The following is a 12619-nucleotide window of genomic DNA, read 5'->3' on the forward strand; positions in this document are numbered from 1 at the left end:
CTCCAGGGGTACGGATCGGCTGCACGGACTAGCCGCGCGGCTTCTCGCGCATCTCGTACGTCGCGATGACGTCGTCGATCTTGATGTCGTTGAAGTTTCCGAGGTTGATACCGCCCTCGAAGCCTTCGCGGATCTCGGTGACGTCGTCCTTGAAGCGGCGCAGACCGGAGATGTTGAGGTTCTCCGCGATGACCTTGCCATCGCGCAGCAGGCGCGCCTTGGTGTTGCGCTTGACCTCGCCCGACCGGACCAGGACACCGGCGATGTTGCCCAGCTTGGACGAGCGGAAGATCTCGCGGATCTCCGCCGTGCCGAGCTCGACCTCTTCGTACTCCGGCTTGAGCATGCCCTTGAGGGCCGCTTCGATCTCTTCGATCGCCTGGTAGATGACCGAGTAGTACCGGACGTCGACGCCTTCGCGGTCCGCCATCTGCGCCGCGCGGCCCGCGGCGCGGACGTTGAAGCCGATGACGATGGCGTCGGAGCCGGTCGCCAGGTTGATGTCCGACTCGGTGACCGCACCCACACCGCGGTGCAGGACGCGGATGTCGACCTCGTCGCCGACGTCGAGCTGGAGCAGCGAGGACTCGAGAGCCTCCACCGAACCGGACGCGTCGCCCTTGATGATGAGGTTGAGTTCCTGCACCAGACCGGCCTTGAGGGCCTCGTCCAGGTTCTCCAGGGAGAACCGCACACCCTTGCGGGCGAAGCGGACGTTGCGCTCACGGGCGGCACGCTTCTCGGCGATCTGACGGGCCGTACGGTCCTCGTCGACGACCAGGAAGTTGTCGCCGGCACCCGGGACGTTGGTGAGACCGAGGACGAGGACCGGGGTCGAGGGACCCGCCTCTTCCACGTTCTCGCCCTTGTCGTCGAGCATCGCGCGGACTCGGCCGTACGCGTCGCCGACCACCATGGTGTCGCCGACCCGCAGGGTGCCTCGCTGGACCAGGACGGTCGCCACGGCGCCGCGTCCCTTGTCCAGGTGGGACTCGATCGCAATACCCTGCGCGTCCTGCTCCGGGTTGGCCCGCAGGTCGAGCGAGGCGTCGGCGGTGAGGACGACGGCCTCCAGGAGGGACTCGATGTTGAGGCCCTGCTTGGCGGAGATGTCGACGAACATCGTGTCGCCGCCGTACTCCTCGGCCACCAGACCGAACTCGGTGAGCTGACCGCGCACCTTCGTCGGGTCCGCACCCTCGACGTCGATCTTGTTGACCGCGACCACGATCGGCACGTCGGCCGCCTTGGCGTGGTTCAGCGCCTCGATCGTCTGGGGCATCACACCGTCGTTCGCCGCCACCACGAGGATCGCGATGTCGGTGGACTTCGCACCACGGGCACGCATGGCGGTGAACGCCTCGTGACCCGGGGTGTCGATGAAGGTGATCTTGCGGTCTTCGCCGTTGACCTCGGTGGCGACCTGGTACGCACCGATGTGCTGCGTGATGCCACCGGCCTCGCCCGCAACGACGTTCGTCTTGCGGATCGCGTCCAGAAGGCGGGTCTTACCGTGGTCGACGTGACCCATGACGGTCACGACCGGCGGACGCGCGACGAGCAGTTCCTCGCCACCCTCGTCCTCACCGAACTCGATGTCGAAGGACTCGAGCAGCTCGCGGTCCTCCTCCTCGGGGCTGACGATCTCGAGGATGAAGTTCATCTCGTCCGCGAGCAGCTTCAGCGTCTCGTCCGAGACCGACTGCGTGGCGGTGACCATCTCGCCGAGGTTCATCATCACGCCGACGAGCGACGCCGGGTTGGCGCCGATCTTCTCGGCGAAGTCGGTCAGCGAAGCACCGCGCGACAGACGGACGGACTGTCCGTTGCCGCGAGGCAGCATGACGCCGCCCACCGACGGGGCCTGCATGGCCTCGTACTCCTGGCGCCTCTGACGCTTCGACTTGCGACCACGACGGGCGGGCCCGCCGGGACGGCCGAAGGCACCCTGCGTGCCACCACGGGCACCCGGGCCACCGGGACGGCCCTGGAAGCCGGGACGACCGCCGAAGCCGCCGCCACCACCGGGAGCGCCGCCACCCGGACGGGGGCCGCCGAAGCCGCCGCCACCGGGACGACCGCCGCCACCGGGACCGGCCGGACGGCCGGCGAAGCCGCCGCCACCACCGGGACGACCGGCACCGCCGCCCGGACGGCCACCGGGGCCGCCGGGACCACGGCCACCGGGGCCGCCGCCGGGACGCGGGCTCGCAGCGGGACGCTGCGGCATCATGCCGGGGTTGGGACGGTTACCGCCGGGAGCACCACCAGGTCCGCCGGGACCGGGACGTGCGCCGCCCTGCGGACGGGGCATGCCGCCCGGGCTCGGACGGGCACCGCCCTGACCCTGCGGACGCGGAGCGCCGCCGGGGCCGCCCTGCGGACGCGGGGCGCCACCGGGGGCACCGGCACCGCCGGGACGCGGGGCGCCGCCGCCGGGACGGGGCGCCTGCGGGCGCGCCATTCCGGTGGAGCCACCCGAGGTGAAGGGGTTGTTGCCGGGGCGCGGACCGGCCGGACGGGCGCCGCCCGGACGGGGAGCACCCTGACCCGCGGGGCGGGCCGGACGGTCGCCGCCACGGCCACCGTCGCGCTGGCCACCGTCGCGCTGGCCGCCGTCACGCTGACCGGCCGGGGCCGGACGGGCGGGACGCGGGCCGGGGGTGGCGCCGGCGGGACGCGGGGCCTGGGGCGCCGCGGGCTGGGCCGGAGCCGGAGCCGAGAACTCGGCGGCGGGCACCGGGGTGACCGGGGCCGGCTTGGCCGGGGCGGGCTTCGGACCCGGGCGGGGGCCCGAGGCGGCCGGAGCCGGGGAGGCCGCCGGAGCGGGGGTGCTGCTCGCCGGGGCCGCGGGGGCAGCCGGGGCCGCAGGCGCGGCGGGAGCCGGCTTGGGGGCCGGAGCGCCGGGCTTCGGGGCAGCGGGACGTGCCGCGGCGGCCGGGGAGGGCGCTGCGGGCTTCGAGGGCGCGGCCTTGCGGGGCGCGCCGGGCTTCGCAGCGGACTTGCCGGCGTTGCCGCCGGGCCCCTGCAGTGCGTCAGTCAACTTGCGTACAACCGGCGCCTCGATCGTCGAGGACGCCGAACGGACGAATTCACCGAGTTCTTGGAGCTTGGCCATGACGACCTTGCTCTCCACCCCGAACTCCTTGGCGAGTTCGTATACCCGGACCTTAGCCACTTCGCTCCTTTTAGGTCCGGGTTACCGCCGGACCGTCGCTACTTCATGGGCGTACTCATCGCGTACTCATCGAGTGCTCATCGCAATCTCGACCTACTTCCAACTCGCGAGGTACCTGACCGCACGGGATTCCGTGCCGTACTTCTTCTTACGTTGCTGCCTGCTCGACGTACTTCCGCACGTCCGCGGTGTCGAGCGCTTCCTTGGCCCGGAAGGCCCTGGAGAACGCCCGGCGGCGGACCGCCTGGTCGAGACAGACCGAGGCGGGGTGTACATACGCACCCCGGCCGGGCAGCGTACCGCGAGGATCAGGGGCGCAAGCACCCTCGATCGCCACGATGCGCAGCAGATCGCTCTTGGCCGCTCGCTCCCGGCATCCCACGCAGGTTCGCTCAGGGCAGGCGCGGGCGTGCGTCCGGCCAGACACGTTTAAGTCTACCTCCCCGCACCGACCTCACCCCTTCGGGGCAAAAATCGAACGGTTGTTGTCCAGAAAGCTCACCCTGCCCCGGTGAACCGGGGCAGGGCCACTTCTTATTCCCGTCAGTCCTGGTCGGGCTGCTCGGTGTCCGGGCGGATGTCGATGCGCCAGCCGGTGAGGCGGGCGGCGAGCCGGGCGTTCTGGCCCTCCTTGCCGATGGCGAGGGAGAGCTGGTAGTCCGGCACGGTCACCCGGGCGGAGCGGGCCGCGAGGTCCACGACCTCGACCTTGGAGACCCGGGCCGGGGACAGCGCGTTGGCCACCATCTCGGCCGGGTCGTCCGACCAGTCGACGATGTCGATCTTCTCGCCGTGCAGCTCGGCCATGACGTTGCGCACCCGGCCGCCCATCGGGCCGATGCAGGCGCCCTTGGCGTTGAGGCCGCTGCGCGTGGAGCGCACCGCGATCTTGGTGCGGTGACCCGCCTCGCGGGCGATCGCGGAGATCTCCACCGAACCGTCGGCGATCTCCGGGACCTCCAGGGCGAAGAGCTTCTTCACCAGGTTGGGGTGGGTGCGCGACAGCGTCACCGACGGCCCGCGCACGCCCTTCGCCACCCGTACGACGTACGTACGAAGGCGCAGCCCGTGCGTGTACTCCTCGCCCGGGACCTGCTCCTGCACCGGCAGCATGGCCTCCATCTTGCCGATGTCGACCAGGACGTTCTTCGGGTCCTTGCCCTGCTGGACGACGCCGGTGATGACGTCGCCCTCACGGCCGGCGAACTCGCCGAAGGTGATGTCGTCCTCCGCGTCGCGCAGGCGCTGCAGGATGACCTGCTTGGCGGTGCTCGCCGCGATCCGCCCGAAGTCCGACGGGGTGTCGTCGAACTCCTTGGCCTCCTGGCCCTCTTCGAGGTCGGCCGGGTCTTCCTTCGCCCACACCGTGACATGACCGTTCTCACGGTCGAGCTTCACGCGCGCACGCCGGAAGCTGCCCTCGGTGCGGTGGTAGGCGATGAGGAGCGCCGACTCGATCGCCTCGACCAGCAGGTCGAAGGAGATCTCCTTCTCCCGGACCAGACCCCGCAGGGCACTCATGTCGATGTCCACGGCTACGCCTCCTCTTCGTTCTGAATGTCGTTCAGGATGTCGTCCCTGTTGTCCTGGCTGCCTTGCGTGATCTCGTTCTTTCCGTCCTTGCGGCTGAACTCGATCTCGACCCGCGCCTTGGCGATCTCGGCGAAGGCGATCCTGCGGGCGGTGGGCTTGCGCCCCTTCACACCCGGGATCTCGGTGTCGATGCCTTCTTCGTCGGCCTCGATGATCCGTGCGACCACTTCGCCGCCGTCGTGCAGCTGGAGCCGGGCGAGCCGGCCGGTGGCCCGCCGGTAGTGGCGCAGTTCGGTGAGCGGGCGCTCGGCGCCCGGCGACGTCACTTCGAGGACGTACTCGTCCTCGCCCATCGCGTCGCTCTCGTCGAGCAGCTCGGATGCGGCCCGGCTCAGCTCGGCGCAGGCGTCCAGCTCGACGCCCTCGTCGGAGTCGACCACGATCCGCAGCACGCGCCGGCGGCCCGCCCGGGACACCTCGATCTCCTCGAGGTCCAGATCCTTCGCGCTGACGAGCGGTTCAAGAAGACCGCGCAGCCTGTCGCTCTGGGTCGTGCTCATCCGGGTGACTCCTCGGCCGCGTCTGCTGTTGTGGGGGGTCGTCGTCGCGTACGGCGGCCGTCGTGTGGACCGCCGCCGTTCAGATCAAAGGGTATCCGGTCCGGGAGGGTGTTGCCGTCCACGGCCGGGGCCCGCGGGTACGCTCGCCTGCGGTGATCACTCGGTCACCGGCGGACCGCACACAGGGGAGTGACACGTGGGGCACCCGGGGACCACGCGAAGGCGTGTGCTGGCCGTGACGGGAGCGGCGGCCGCGGGACTGCTGGCCGGCTGCTCGGACGCGGCCGGCGGGCAGGGCTCGGCGGCCGAGGCGCGCGAGACGGCGAAGCGGGCGGAGGCGGAGCTGCGCGAGCGGACCTCGGCGGCGAGCCGGGCCCTGGTCGCGCAGTACGACGCGGTCCTCGCGATGCATCCGTCGCTGCGGGACCGGCTCGCCCCGCTGCGCGACCAGTCCGCCCAGCACGACAGGGCGCTCGCCGCTCCCCCGGCGGCCACGCCGGGCCCGACGGCCACCCGGCCGCCTTCGGTCTCCTCCGTCCCGGCCGACGCCGACGACGCCGTCAAGCAGCTCGCGGACGCCGAACGCCGCACCTCCGACGCCCAGTTGGCGGCCGTGGCCACCGCCCCGCCGGAGCTGGCCCGGCTCCTCGCCTCGGTGGCCGCTTCCGGCGCCGGGCACGCCTACCTCCTCGGCGGGGGTGCGTGATGGCCGAGCCCCTGGACGCGGCACAGGCCGCGCTCGCCGCCGAGCACGCGGCGGTCTACGGGTACGGGGTGCTCGGGGGCAGGCTCGCCGAAGCCCGCGTTCCCGAGGCCCGCGACGCCCTCACCGGGCACCGCTCCCGCCGCGATCTGCTGGCCCGTACGGTGCGCGACCTGGGCGGATCGCCGGTGGCGGCCGCCGCGGCCTACGCGCTGCCGTTCGCGGTGCCGGACGCGGGCGCGGCGGTGCGCCTCGCGGCGGAGCTGGAGGACCGGGTCGCCGGGGTGTACTCCGACCTCGTCCGGTCCGCCGCGGGGCCGCTGCGCCAGGAGGCGGCCGCGGCCCTGCGGGAGGCGGCGGTGCGGGCCGTGCGCTGGCGGGGCGGCAGCGTAGCCTTTCCTGGGCTCGCGGAACGCCCGAGCGCACCCGTTCCACCGGCCGGTACCTGAGTTCCACCGGCCAGACCTGAGCAAGGGGCAATACACGCATGGCTTTCGAACCGCCTGAGCGGCTGGTCCGCGCGCTCGGCGAGACGTACGGGGACGCGCTGGCCGGGCCCTGGCTCGGCCGGCTGCCGGAGGTGGCCGAGGAGTCGGCGGCCCGGCGCGGCCTCGCCGTCGACCGGGTGCAGGCGCCGGGCGGGCGGTCCAGCCTGGTCGCCCTCGTACGCCGGCCGGACGGCGCCCCGGCCGCCCTCAAGGTCGCCCCTCCCTTCGCCCGCCCCGACCTGGAGCGTGCGGCGCTCGCGCACTGGAACGGCTGGGGCGCGGCCCAGTTGATGGAGGAGGACGCGCCGGACGACGCGCTGCTCCTGGAGCGGCTGCACCCCGAGGTGTCGCTGCGCTCGCTGCCCGAGGCGAAGGCACTGCTCGAAGCGGCCGGGACGGTACGGCGGCTGTGGGTCGAGCCGCCGGGCGGCCACGGTTTCGAGTCGGTGGCCGAGCGCACCGAGCGCCAGAGCGTCCCGATGCGGGGTGCGGAGAGCGGGGAGTTCGCCCCGCTGGTGACGGCCGCGCTGGCGGCCCGCGACGAACTCGCCTCGTCCGCGTCGGAGTTGATGCTGCTGCACGGCAACTTCCGCCAGAGCAAGGTGCTTTCGGGCGAGCGGGCACCGTGGCTGACGGTCGGTCCGGAACCGCTGGTGGGTGAACGCGCCTACGACCTCGCGCGGTTGGTGCGCGACCGGGTCGAGGACCTGATCGCCGCACCGAGCGGGGCGTCGGCTGCCCGGCGCCGCGTGAAGAAGCTCGCCGACTCGCTCGACGTGGACCCCGAGCGGCTGCACGGCTGGACGCTGTTCCGTGCGGTGGAATCCGGACTGCGGGCGGGGGCCGCGGGCCGCCACCGCGACGCGGAGCTCCTGCTCGAATTCGCGGGCTGGCTGTAGCCCCGCGCCCCCTGGGTTGAAACGACCCTGGGGCTCCGCCCCACACCCCGGGAGAGCCCCCACCCCGCCCCTTCCCGCAACCCTCGGGGGGAGAGTTCGTCGGGTGCGGACCGTGCGTGGCTGGTCGCGCAGTTCCCCGCGCCCCTCAATGCCCTGGTGCCGGCCGGCACCAGGGCATTTCAGCCCGTCCGGCGTTTGAGGACGAGCGCCGTTCAGGCGCGAACGGGGTCTGGGGGCAGAGCCCCCAGGGTCCCTTCAACCCCGGAGGGTTGCGGGAAGGGGCGGGGTGGGGAAAGACCAGGCCGTCAGGCCGTGAGGCGGGCGATCGCCTCGGCCAGCGGCAGCTCCTCACGCTCGCCGCTGCGGCGGTCCTTCAGCTCGAAGACGCCCTCGGCGACCCGGCGACCGGCCACCAGGATCTGCGGCACCCCGATCAGCTCGGCGTCGGTGAACTTCACGCCGGGCGAGACACCGGCGCGGTCGTCGACCAGCACCCGAAGACCGGCGGCGCGCAGCTGCTCCGCGGCGTCGAGCGCGGCCTCGGTCTGGACGGCCTTGCCCGCGGCGACGACGTGCACGTCGGCCGGGGCGATCTCGGCGGGCCAGCACAGGCCCTTGTCGTCGGCGGTCTGCTCGGCGAGGGCCGCCACCGCGCGGGAGACGCCGATCCCGTACGAGCCCATCGTGACCCGGACCGGCTTGCCCTCCTTGCCGAGGACGTCGAGCTGGAAGGTGTCGGCGTACTTGCGGCCGAGCTGGAAGATGTGGCCGATCTCGATCGCGCGGTCCAGCTTGAGGCCGGCGCCGCAGGACGGGCAGGGGTCGCCCTCCTCGACCACGACGACGTCGAGGTGGTCGTCGACCTCGAAGTCACGGCCGCAGACCACGTTGCGGGCGTGGGTGTCGGGCTTGTTGGCGCCGGTGACCCAGGCGGTGCCGGGGGCGACGCGCGGGTCGGCGATGTAGCGGACCTTCTCCAGGCCCTGCGGGCCGACATAGCCGCGCACCAGGTCGGGGCGGTCGGCGAAGTCCTCGGCCGTCACGAGCTCCACGACCGCGGGCGCCAGGTGCTCGCCGAGCTTGCCGAGGTCCACCTCGCGGTCGCCGGGCACGCCGACGGCGACGATCTCGCCGTCGACCTTGACGAGGAGGTTCTTCAGGGTGGCCGAGGCCGGGACGCCGAGGTGGGCGGCCAGGGTCTCGATGGTGGGGGTGTCGGGGGTGTCGATCTCCTCGACGGGCCCGTGCGCGGAGCCGTCGACGGGGGCGGCCACGAAGGTCACGGCCTCGGTGTTGGCCGCGTAGTCGCAGGCCGGGCAGTCGACGAAGGTGTCCTCACCGGCCGCGGCCGGGGCCAGGAACTCCTCGGACGCGGAGCCGCCCATGGCGCCGGACACGGCGGACACGATGCGGTAGTCGAGACCCAGGCGCGCGAAGATCTTCTGGTAGGCGGCGCGGTGCAGCGCGTACGACTCGGCGAGACCCTCGTCGGTGGTGTCGAAGGAGTACGAGTCCTTCATCTGGAACTCGCGGCCGCGCAGCACGCCGGAGCGCGGACGGGCCTCGTCGCGGTACTTGGTCTGGATCTGGTAGAGCATCACCGGCAGGTCCTTGTAGGACGTGCACTGGTCCTTGACCGTCTGCGTGAAGATCTCTTCGTGCGTCGGGCCGAGCAGGTACTCGCCGCCCTTGCGGTCCTTGAGGCGGAACAGCAGGTCGCCGTACTCGTCCCAGCGGCCGCTGGCCTCGTACGCCTCCTTGGGCAGCAGCGCAGGGAGCAGGACCTCCTGGGCGCCGATGGCGTCCATCTCCTCGCGCACGACGGTGGAGATGTTGTCCAGGACCTTCTTGCCCAGCGGCAGCCAGGTCCAGATGCCGGCGGCGTTGCGGCGCACGTAACCGGCGCGCACCAGGAGCTTGTGGCTGAGCGTCTCGGCGTCCGCCGGGTCGTCGCGCAGTGTCTTGGCCATCAGACGGGACATGCGCTGAACCTGGGCGGCTGCCATGGATTTCTCTCCTGTACGTGCACGGGGTGATGCCTGGAGGTTAGCCGGGCCGCCCGAGTGCGCGGAAATCCGATTACCGAGGAGGTCCGCTCCGCAGCAGCGGGAGGGGGGCGCCCATCACGACGTACGGCCGTGCCGCGCTCGGGAATTGGACCTGACCGGCCAGGTCCGCGTAGCCGAGCGTGCGGTAGAGGGCCCGGGCCGGGCTCTCGGTGTCGATCGCGGAGAGGATCGAGCGGGGTTCGGTCGCGCTGTCGGTGATGGTGGTGATCAGCGCCCGGCCCAGGCCCCGGCCCTGGAAGGCGGGGTGGACGTGCAGCTCGGTGATCACGAAGGAGTCGTCGAGCCAGTGCTCGGTGCCCTTGTTGCGCAGATACGGCTCGACGACCGTGGACCACCAGTGCGCCCGGTCGTTGGGCATCCCGTAGACGAAGCCCGCCAGGCGCCCGTCGGCGGTGGTGGCGCCGAGCGCCCTGGCGCCGGGGTAGGTGAGGTGGCGGAGCACGATGTGGCGGCGGACCCCCACCTCTTCGGCGCCCAGTCCGAAGGCGACCGCCTGCACGGCGAGCGCCTCGTCCACGCGGGCCGCGAGGTCGAGCGGGCCGACCAGTACCTCAGAGTCAGGAGCCATGGGCGCACCCTAACCTCAGAACAGCACGCTCATGAATGCTCCGGTCTCACGGAAACCGACCCGGCGGTAACAGGCGCGGGCGGGGGCGTTGAAGTCGTTCACGTACAGGCTCACGACCGGCGCGACGTCCGCGAGCGCGTACCGCAGGACGGCCGCCATGCCGGTGGCCGACAGGCCCTTGCCGCGGTGTTCGGGGGCGACCCAGACGCCCTGGATCTGGCAGGCCTGGTTGGTGGCGGCGCCGATCTCGGCCTTGAAGACGACCTTGCCGTCCTCGATGCGGGCGAACGACCGCCCGGAGCCGACGAGTTCGGCGACCCGGGCCTGGTAGAGCAGGCCGCCGTCACCGGCCATCGGGGAGACCCCGACCTCCTCGGTGAACATGGCGACGCAGGCCGGCATGATCACGTCCATCTCGTCCTTGCGGATGCGGCGGACGTACGGGTCCGGGGCGATGTCGTCGGGCATCCGCTCGGCGACCATCAGGGGCTGGTGCGGGCGTACGTCACGGGCCGGGCCCCAGTGCGGTTCGAGCAGCCCCCACAGCCGGGCGGTGGGTTCGGCGGGGCCGACGATCGAGGAGCAGCGGCGGCCGGTGCGGCGGGCCCGGTCGGCGAAGGAACGTACCGCCTCGGGGGTGGCGCAGATCGGTACGAGATTGGCGCCGGAGTAGCACAGGGAGCGGAGCCGGCCGTCCGCGTACCAGCCCCACATCTCGCCGCCGAGGCGCCAGGGGTCGAGGCCGGCGATCTGTACGCGGGACGTCACGAACGCGTTGGCGACCGGCTCGCTCTCCAGGATGGCGAGCGCCGCGCCGAGGTCGCCGGGTTCGAGGACCCGGGTGGTGGTCTGCATCAACACGAGGGGGCCTCACGGGACGGGCTGCTGATCTCCGCACTGTACCCGCCGCCCCGGTCCCCCCGCTTTCCTGGGGCTCCGCCCCGGGCCCCGTTCGCGCCTCAAGGGCGCTGGCCCTCAATCTCCCCCGAGGCCTCTAGGGCCAGGGGGGACCCCCATGACGAGCTGGGGATGCCTGCACGGGCCCGCACCAATCAGCCCGGCGGGCTGAAATGCTCCGGTGCGGGCCGGCACCGGGCCTTTAGGGGCGCGGGGAACTGCGCGACCAGCCACCCACGGTCCGCAGCCGAAAAAAAGGGGGCCCGGGGGCGCAGCCCCGGAAGCAACCCGGAAGCCCAACCATCCCCACTCACACCCCCGGAGGGTTGCGGGAAGGGGCGGGCGGGGCAAAACCCGGGGCCCGGGGCGGAGCCCCGGCGCACCCCGGGCCGCCCCGGCCGGGACGGATCAGCCGGCCACCGAGATCTGGGGCTCGCCCGAGGCGACCCCGTCCCGCTCCATCTGCTCCGCGATCTTCATCGCCTCGTCGATGAGCGTCTCCACGATCTTCGACTCCGGCACCGTCTTGATGACCTCGCCCTTGACGAAGATCTGGCCCTTGCCGTTGCCCGAGGCGACGCCCAGGTCGGCCTCACGCGCCTCGCCGGGCCCGTTCACGACGCAGCCCATGACCGCGACCCGCAGCGGAACCTCCATGCCCTCAAGGCCCGCCGTGACCTCCTCGGCCAGCTTGTAGACGTCCACCTGGGCCCGCCCGCAGGAGGGGCAGGACACGATCTCCAGGCGGCGCTGGCGCAGGTTCAGGGCCTCCAGGATCTGGATGCCCACCTTGATCTCCTCGGCCGGCGGGGCCGAAAGGGAGACGCGGATCGTGTCGCCGATGCCCTCCGCGAGCAACGCGCCGAAGGCGACGGCGGACTTGATCGTGCCCTGGAACGCCGGGCCCGCCTCGGTCACGCCGAGGTGCAGCGGGTAGTCGCTCTGCGCGGCCAGCTGACGGTAGGCGTTGACCATCACGACCGGGTCGTTGTGCTTGACCGAGATCTTGATGTCACGGAAGCCGTGCTCCTCGAAGAGGGAGGCCTCCCACAGCGCGGACTCGACGAGCGCCTCCGGCGTCGCCTTGCCGTACTTCTTCAGCAGCCGCGCGTCCAGCGAGCCCGCGTTGACGCCGATCCGGATCGGCGTGCCGGCGTCCTTCGCCGCCTGCGCGATCTCCTTGACCTTGTCGTCGAACTGCTTGATGTTGCCCGGGTTCACGCGCACCGCCGCACATCCCGCGTCGATCGCCGCGAACACGTACTTCGGCTGGAAGTGGATGTCGGCGATCACCGGGATCTGCGACTTCCGCGCGATCGTGGCGAGCGCGTCCGCGTCGTCCTGCGTGGGGCAGGCGACACGGACGATCTGGCAGCCCGACGCCGTCAACTCGGCGATCTGCTGCAACGTCGCACCGATGTCCGACGTCCTCGTCGTGGTCATGGACTGCACCGAGACGGGTGCGTCCCCGCCGACCGCCACGGAACCGACCTGGATCTGACGGCTCTTGCGACGCTCGGCCAGCTTGGTCGGTACGGACGGCATTCCCAGTGAAATCGCAGTCATCTGCTGTGCAACCCCAAGGTGTGGATCAAGGTCCCGAGATCGGCGGGCTCCAGCCTTCGAGGTTACGTCACCCACGGGGCCCGGGGCACACCGTGCCCCGGAGTTCACGCGAAGGGGCGGCTCCGGGCACTCCGTGCACCCGGGCCGCCCCTGATCGC

General features: G+C 72.1%; 11 protein-coding genes. 3 read left to right on the plus strand and 8 right to left on the minus strand.

Going from position 1 to position 12619, the window contains the following annotated elements; genetic code table 11:
• Nucleotides 1-28: 28 nt before the first annotated feature.
• The 4 genes from infB to rimP form a co-directional block, all read right to left on the minus strand.
• Nucleotides 29-3178, minus strand: a complete 3150-nt coding sequence (gene infB / locus IE267_RS19205; protein WP_189764078.1) for a translation initiation factor IF-2 — start codon at nt 3176-3178, stop codon at nt 29-31.
• Between the two features lie 148 nt (nt 3179-3326).
• The gene (locus IE267_RS19210; protein ID WP_161256098.1) at nt 3327-3605 is read right to left on the minus strand and encodes a YlxR family protein; all 279 of its coding nucleotides are present in this window, start codon (nt 3603-3605) and stop codon (nt 3327-3329) included.
• 116 nt (nt 3606-3721) lie between these two features.
• Nucleotides 3722-4711 (minus strand): transcription termination factor NusA, encoded by a 990-nt coding sequence (gene nusA / locus IE267_RS19215; protein WP_167152895.1) that lies wholly within the window; start codon nt 4709-4711, stop codon nt 3722-3724.
• A 2-nt stretch (nt 4712-4713) separates the two neighbouring features.
• Nucleotides 4714-5271, minus strand: a complete 558-nt coding sequence (gene rimP / locus IE267_RS19220) for a ribosome maturation factor RimP (RefSeq protein ID WP_167152896.1) — start codon at nt 5269-5271, stop codon at nt 4714-4716.
• Between the two features lie 235 nt (nt 5272-5506).
• Here rimP and IE267_RS19225 point away from each other — a divergent pair, with 235 nt between their 5' ends.
• From IE267_RS19225 to IE267_RS19235, 3 genes are read left to right on the plus strand one after another with little or no spacing between them, the layout of a single operon-like run.
• Nucleotides 5507-5977, plus strand: a complete 471-nt coding sequence (locus IE267_RS19225; protein ID WP_229861328.1) for a hypothetical protein — start codon at nt 5507-5509, stop codon at nt 5975-5977.
• Nucleotides 5977-6423 carry a ferritin-like domain-containing protein gene (locus IE267_RS19230; protein WP_167152898.1) on the plus strand — a complete coding sequence of 149 codons (447 nt, stop codon included), beginning with the start codon at nt 5977-5979 and terminating at the stop codon, nt 6421-6423. Before IE267_RS19225 ends, IE267_RS19230 begins: the two co-directional genes overlap by 1 nt.
• Nucleotides 6424-6461: 38 nt before the next feature.
• Nucleotides 6462-7361, plus strand: a complete 900-nt coding sequence (locus IE267_RS19235; protein ID WP_189764080.1) for an aminoglycoside phosphotransferase family protein — start codon at nt 6462-6464, stop codon at nt 7359-7361.
• 305 nt (nt 7362-7666) lie between these two features.
• On the opposite strand, the gene IE267_RS19240 is transcribed toward IE267_RS19235, so the two are convergent.
• From IE267_RS19240 to ispG, 4 genes are all read right to left on the minus strand, one after another.
• Complete coding sequence (locus IE267_RS19240) at nt 7667-9367, minus strand: proline--tRNA ligase (RefSeq protein ID WP_161250396.1); 1701 nt, start codon at nt 9365-9367, stop codon at nt 7667-7669.
• 73 nt (nt 9368-9440) lie between these two features.
• Nucleotides 9441-9998 carry a GNAT family N-acetyltransferase gene (locus IE267_RS19245; RefSeq protein ID WP_189764081.1) on the minus strand — a complete coding sequence of 186 codons (558 nt, stop codon included), beginning with the start codon at nt 9996-9998 and terminating at the stop codon, nt 9441-9443.
• Nucleotides 9999-10013: 15 nt separating this feature from the next.
• The gene (locus tag IE267_RS19250; RefSeq protein ID WP_229861329.1) at nt 10014-10859 is read right to left on the minus strand and encodes a GNAT family N-acetyltransferase; all 846 of its coding nucleotides are present in this window, start codon (nt 10857-10859) and stop codon (nt 10014-10016) included.
• Nucleotides 10860-11303: 444 nt separating this feature from the next.
• Entirely contained in the window at nt 11304-12461 is a 1158-nt protein-coding gene (gene ispG / locus IE267_RS19255; protein ID WP_161250400.1) for a flavodoxin-dependent (E)-4-hydroxy-3-methylbut-2-enyl-diphosphate synthase, read from the minus strand.
• Nucleotides 12462-12619: the final 158 nt, after the last annotated feature.

The sequence above is a fragment of the Streptomyces xanthochromogenes genome (assembly GCF_014650455.1).
In the GTDB taxonomy this organism is placed as follows: Bacteria; Actinomycetota; Actinomycetes; order Streptomycetales; family Streptomycetaceae; genus Streptomyces; species Streptomyces xanthochromogenes.

Bases quoted from the DNA above. Each gene is read 5' to 3' on its own strand.
- IE267_RS19230 (WP_167152898.1), top strand. From the start codon at position 5,977: ATGGCCGAGCCCCTGGACGCGGCACAGGCCGCGCTCGCCGCCGAGCAC.
- IE267_RS19245 (WP_189764081.1), bottom strand. From the start codon at position 9,998: ATGGCTCCTGACTCTGAGGTACTGGTCGGCCCGCTCGACCTCGCGGCC.
- IE267_RS19240 (WP_161250396.1), bottom strand. From the start codon at position 9,367: ATGGCAGCCGCCCAGGTTCAGCGCATGTCCCGTCTGATGGCCAAGACA.
- rimP (WP_167152896.1), bottom strand. From the start codon at position 5,271: ATGAGCACGACCCAGAGCGACAGGCTGCGCGGTCTTCTTGAACCGCTC.
- ispG (WP_161250400.1), bottom strand. From the start codon at position 12,461: ATGACTGCGATTTCACTGGGAATGCCGTCCGTACCGACCAAGCTGGCC.
- IE267_RS19235 (WP_189764080.1), top strand. From the start codon at position 6,462: ATGGCTTTCGAACCGCCTGAGCGGCTGGTCCGCGCGCTCGGCGAGACG.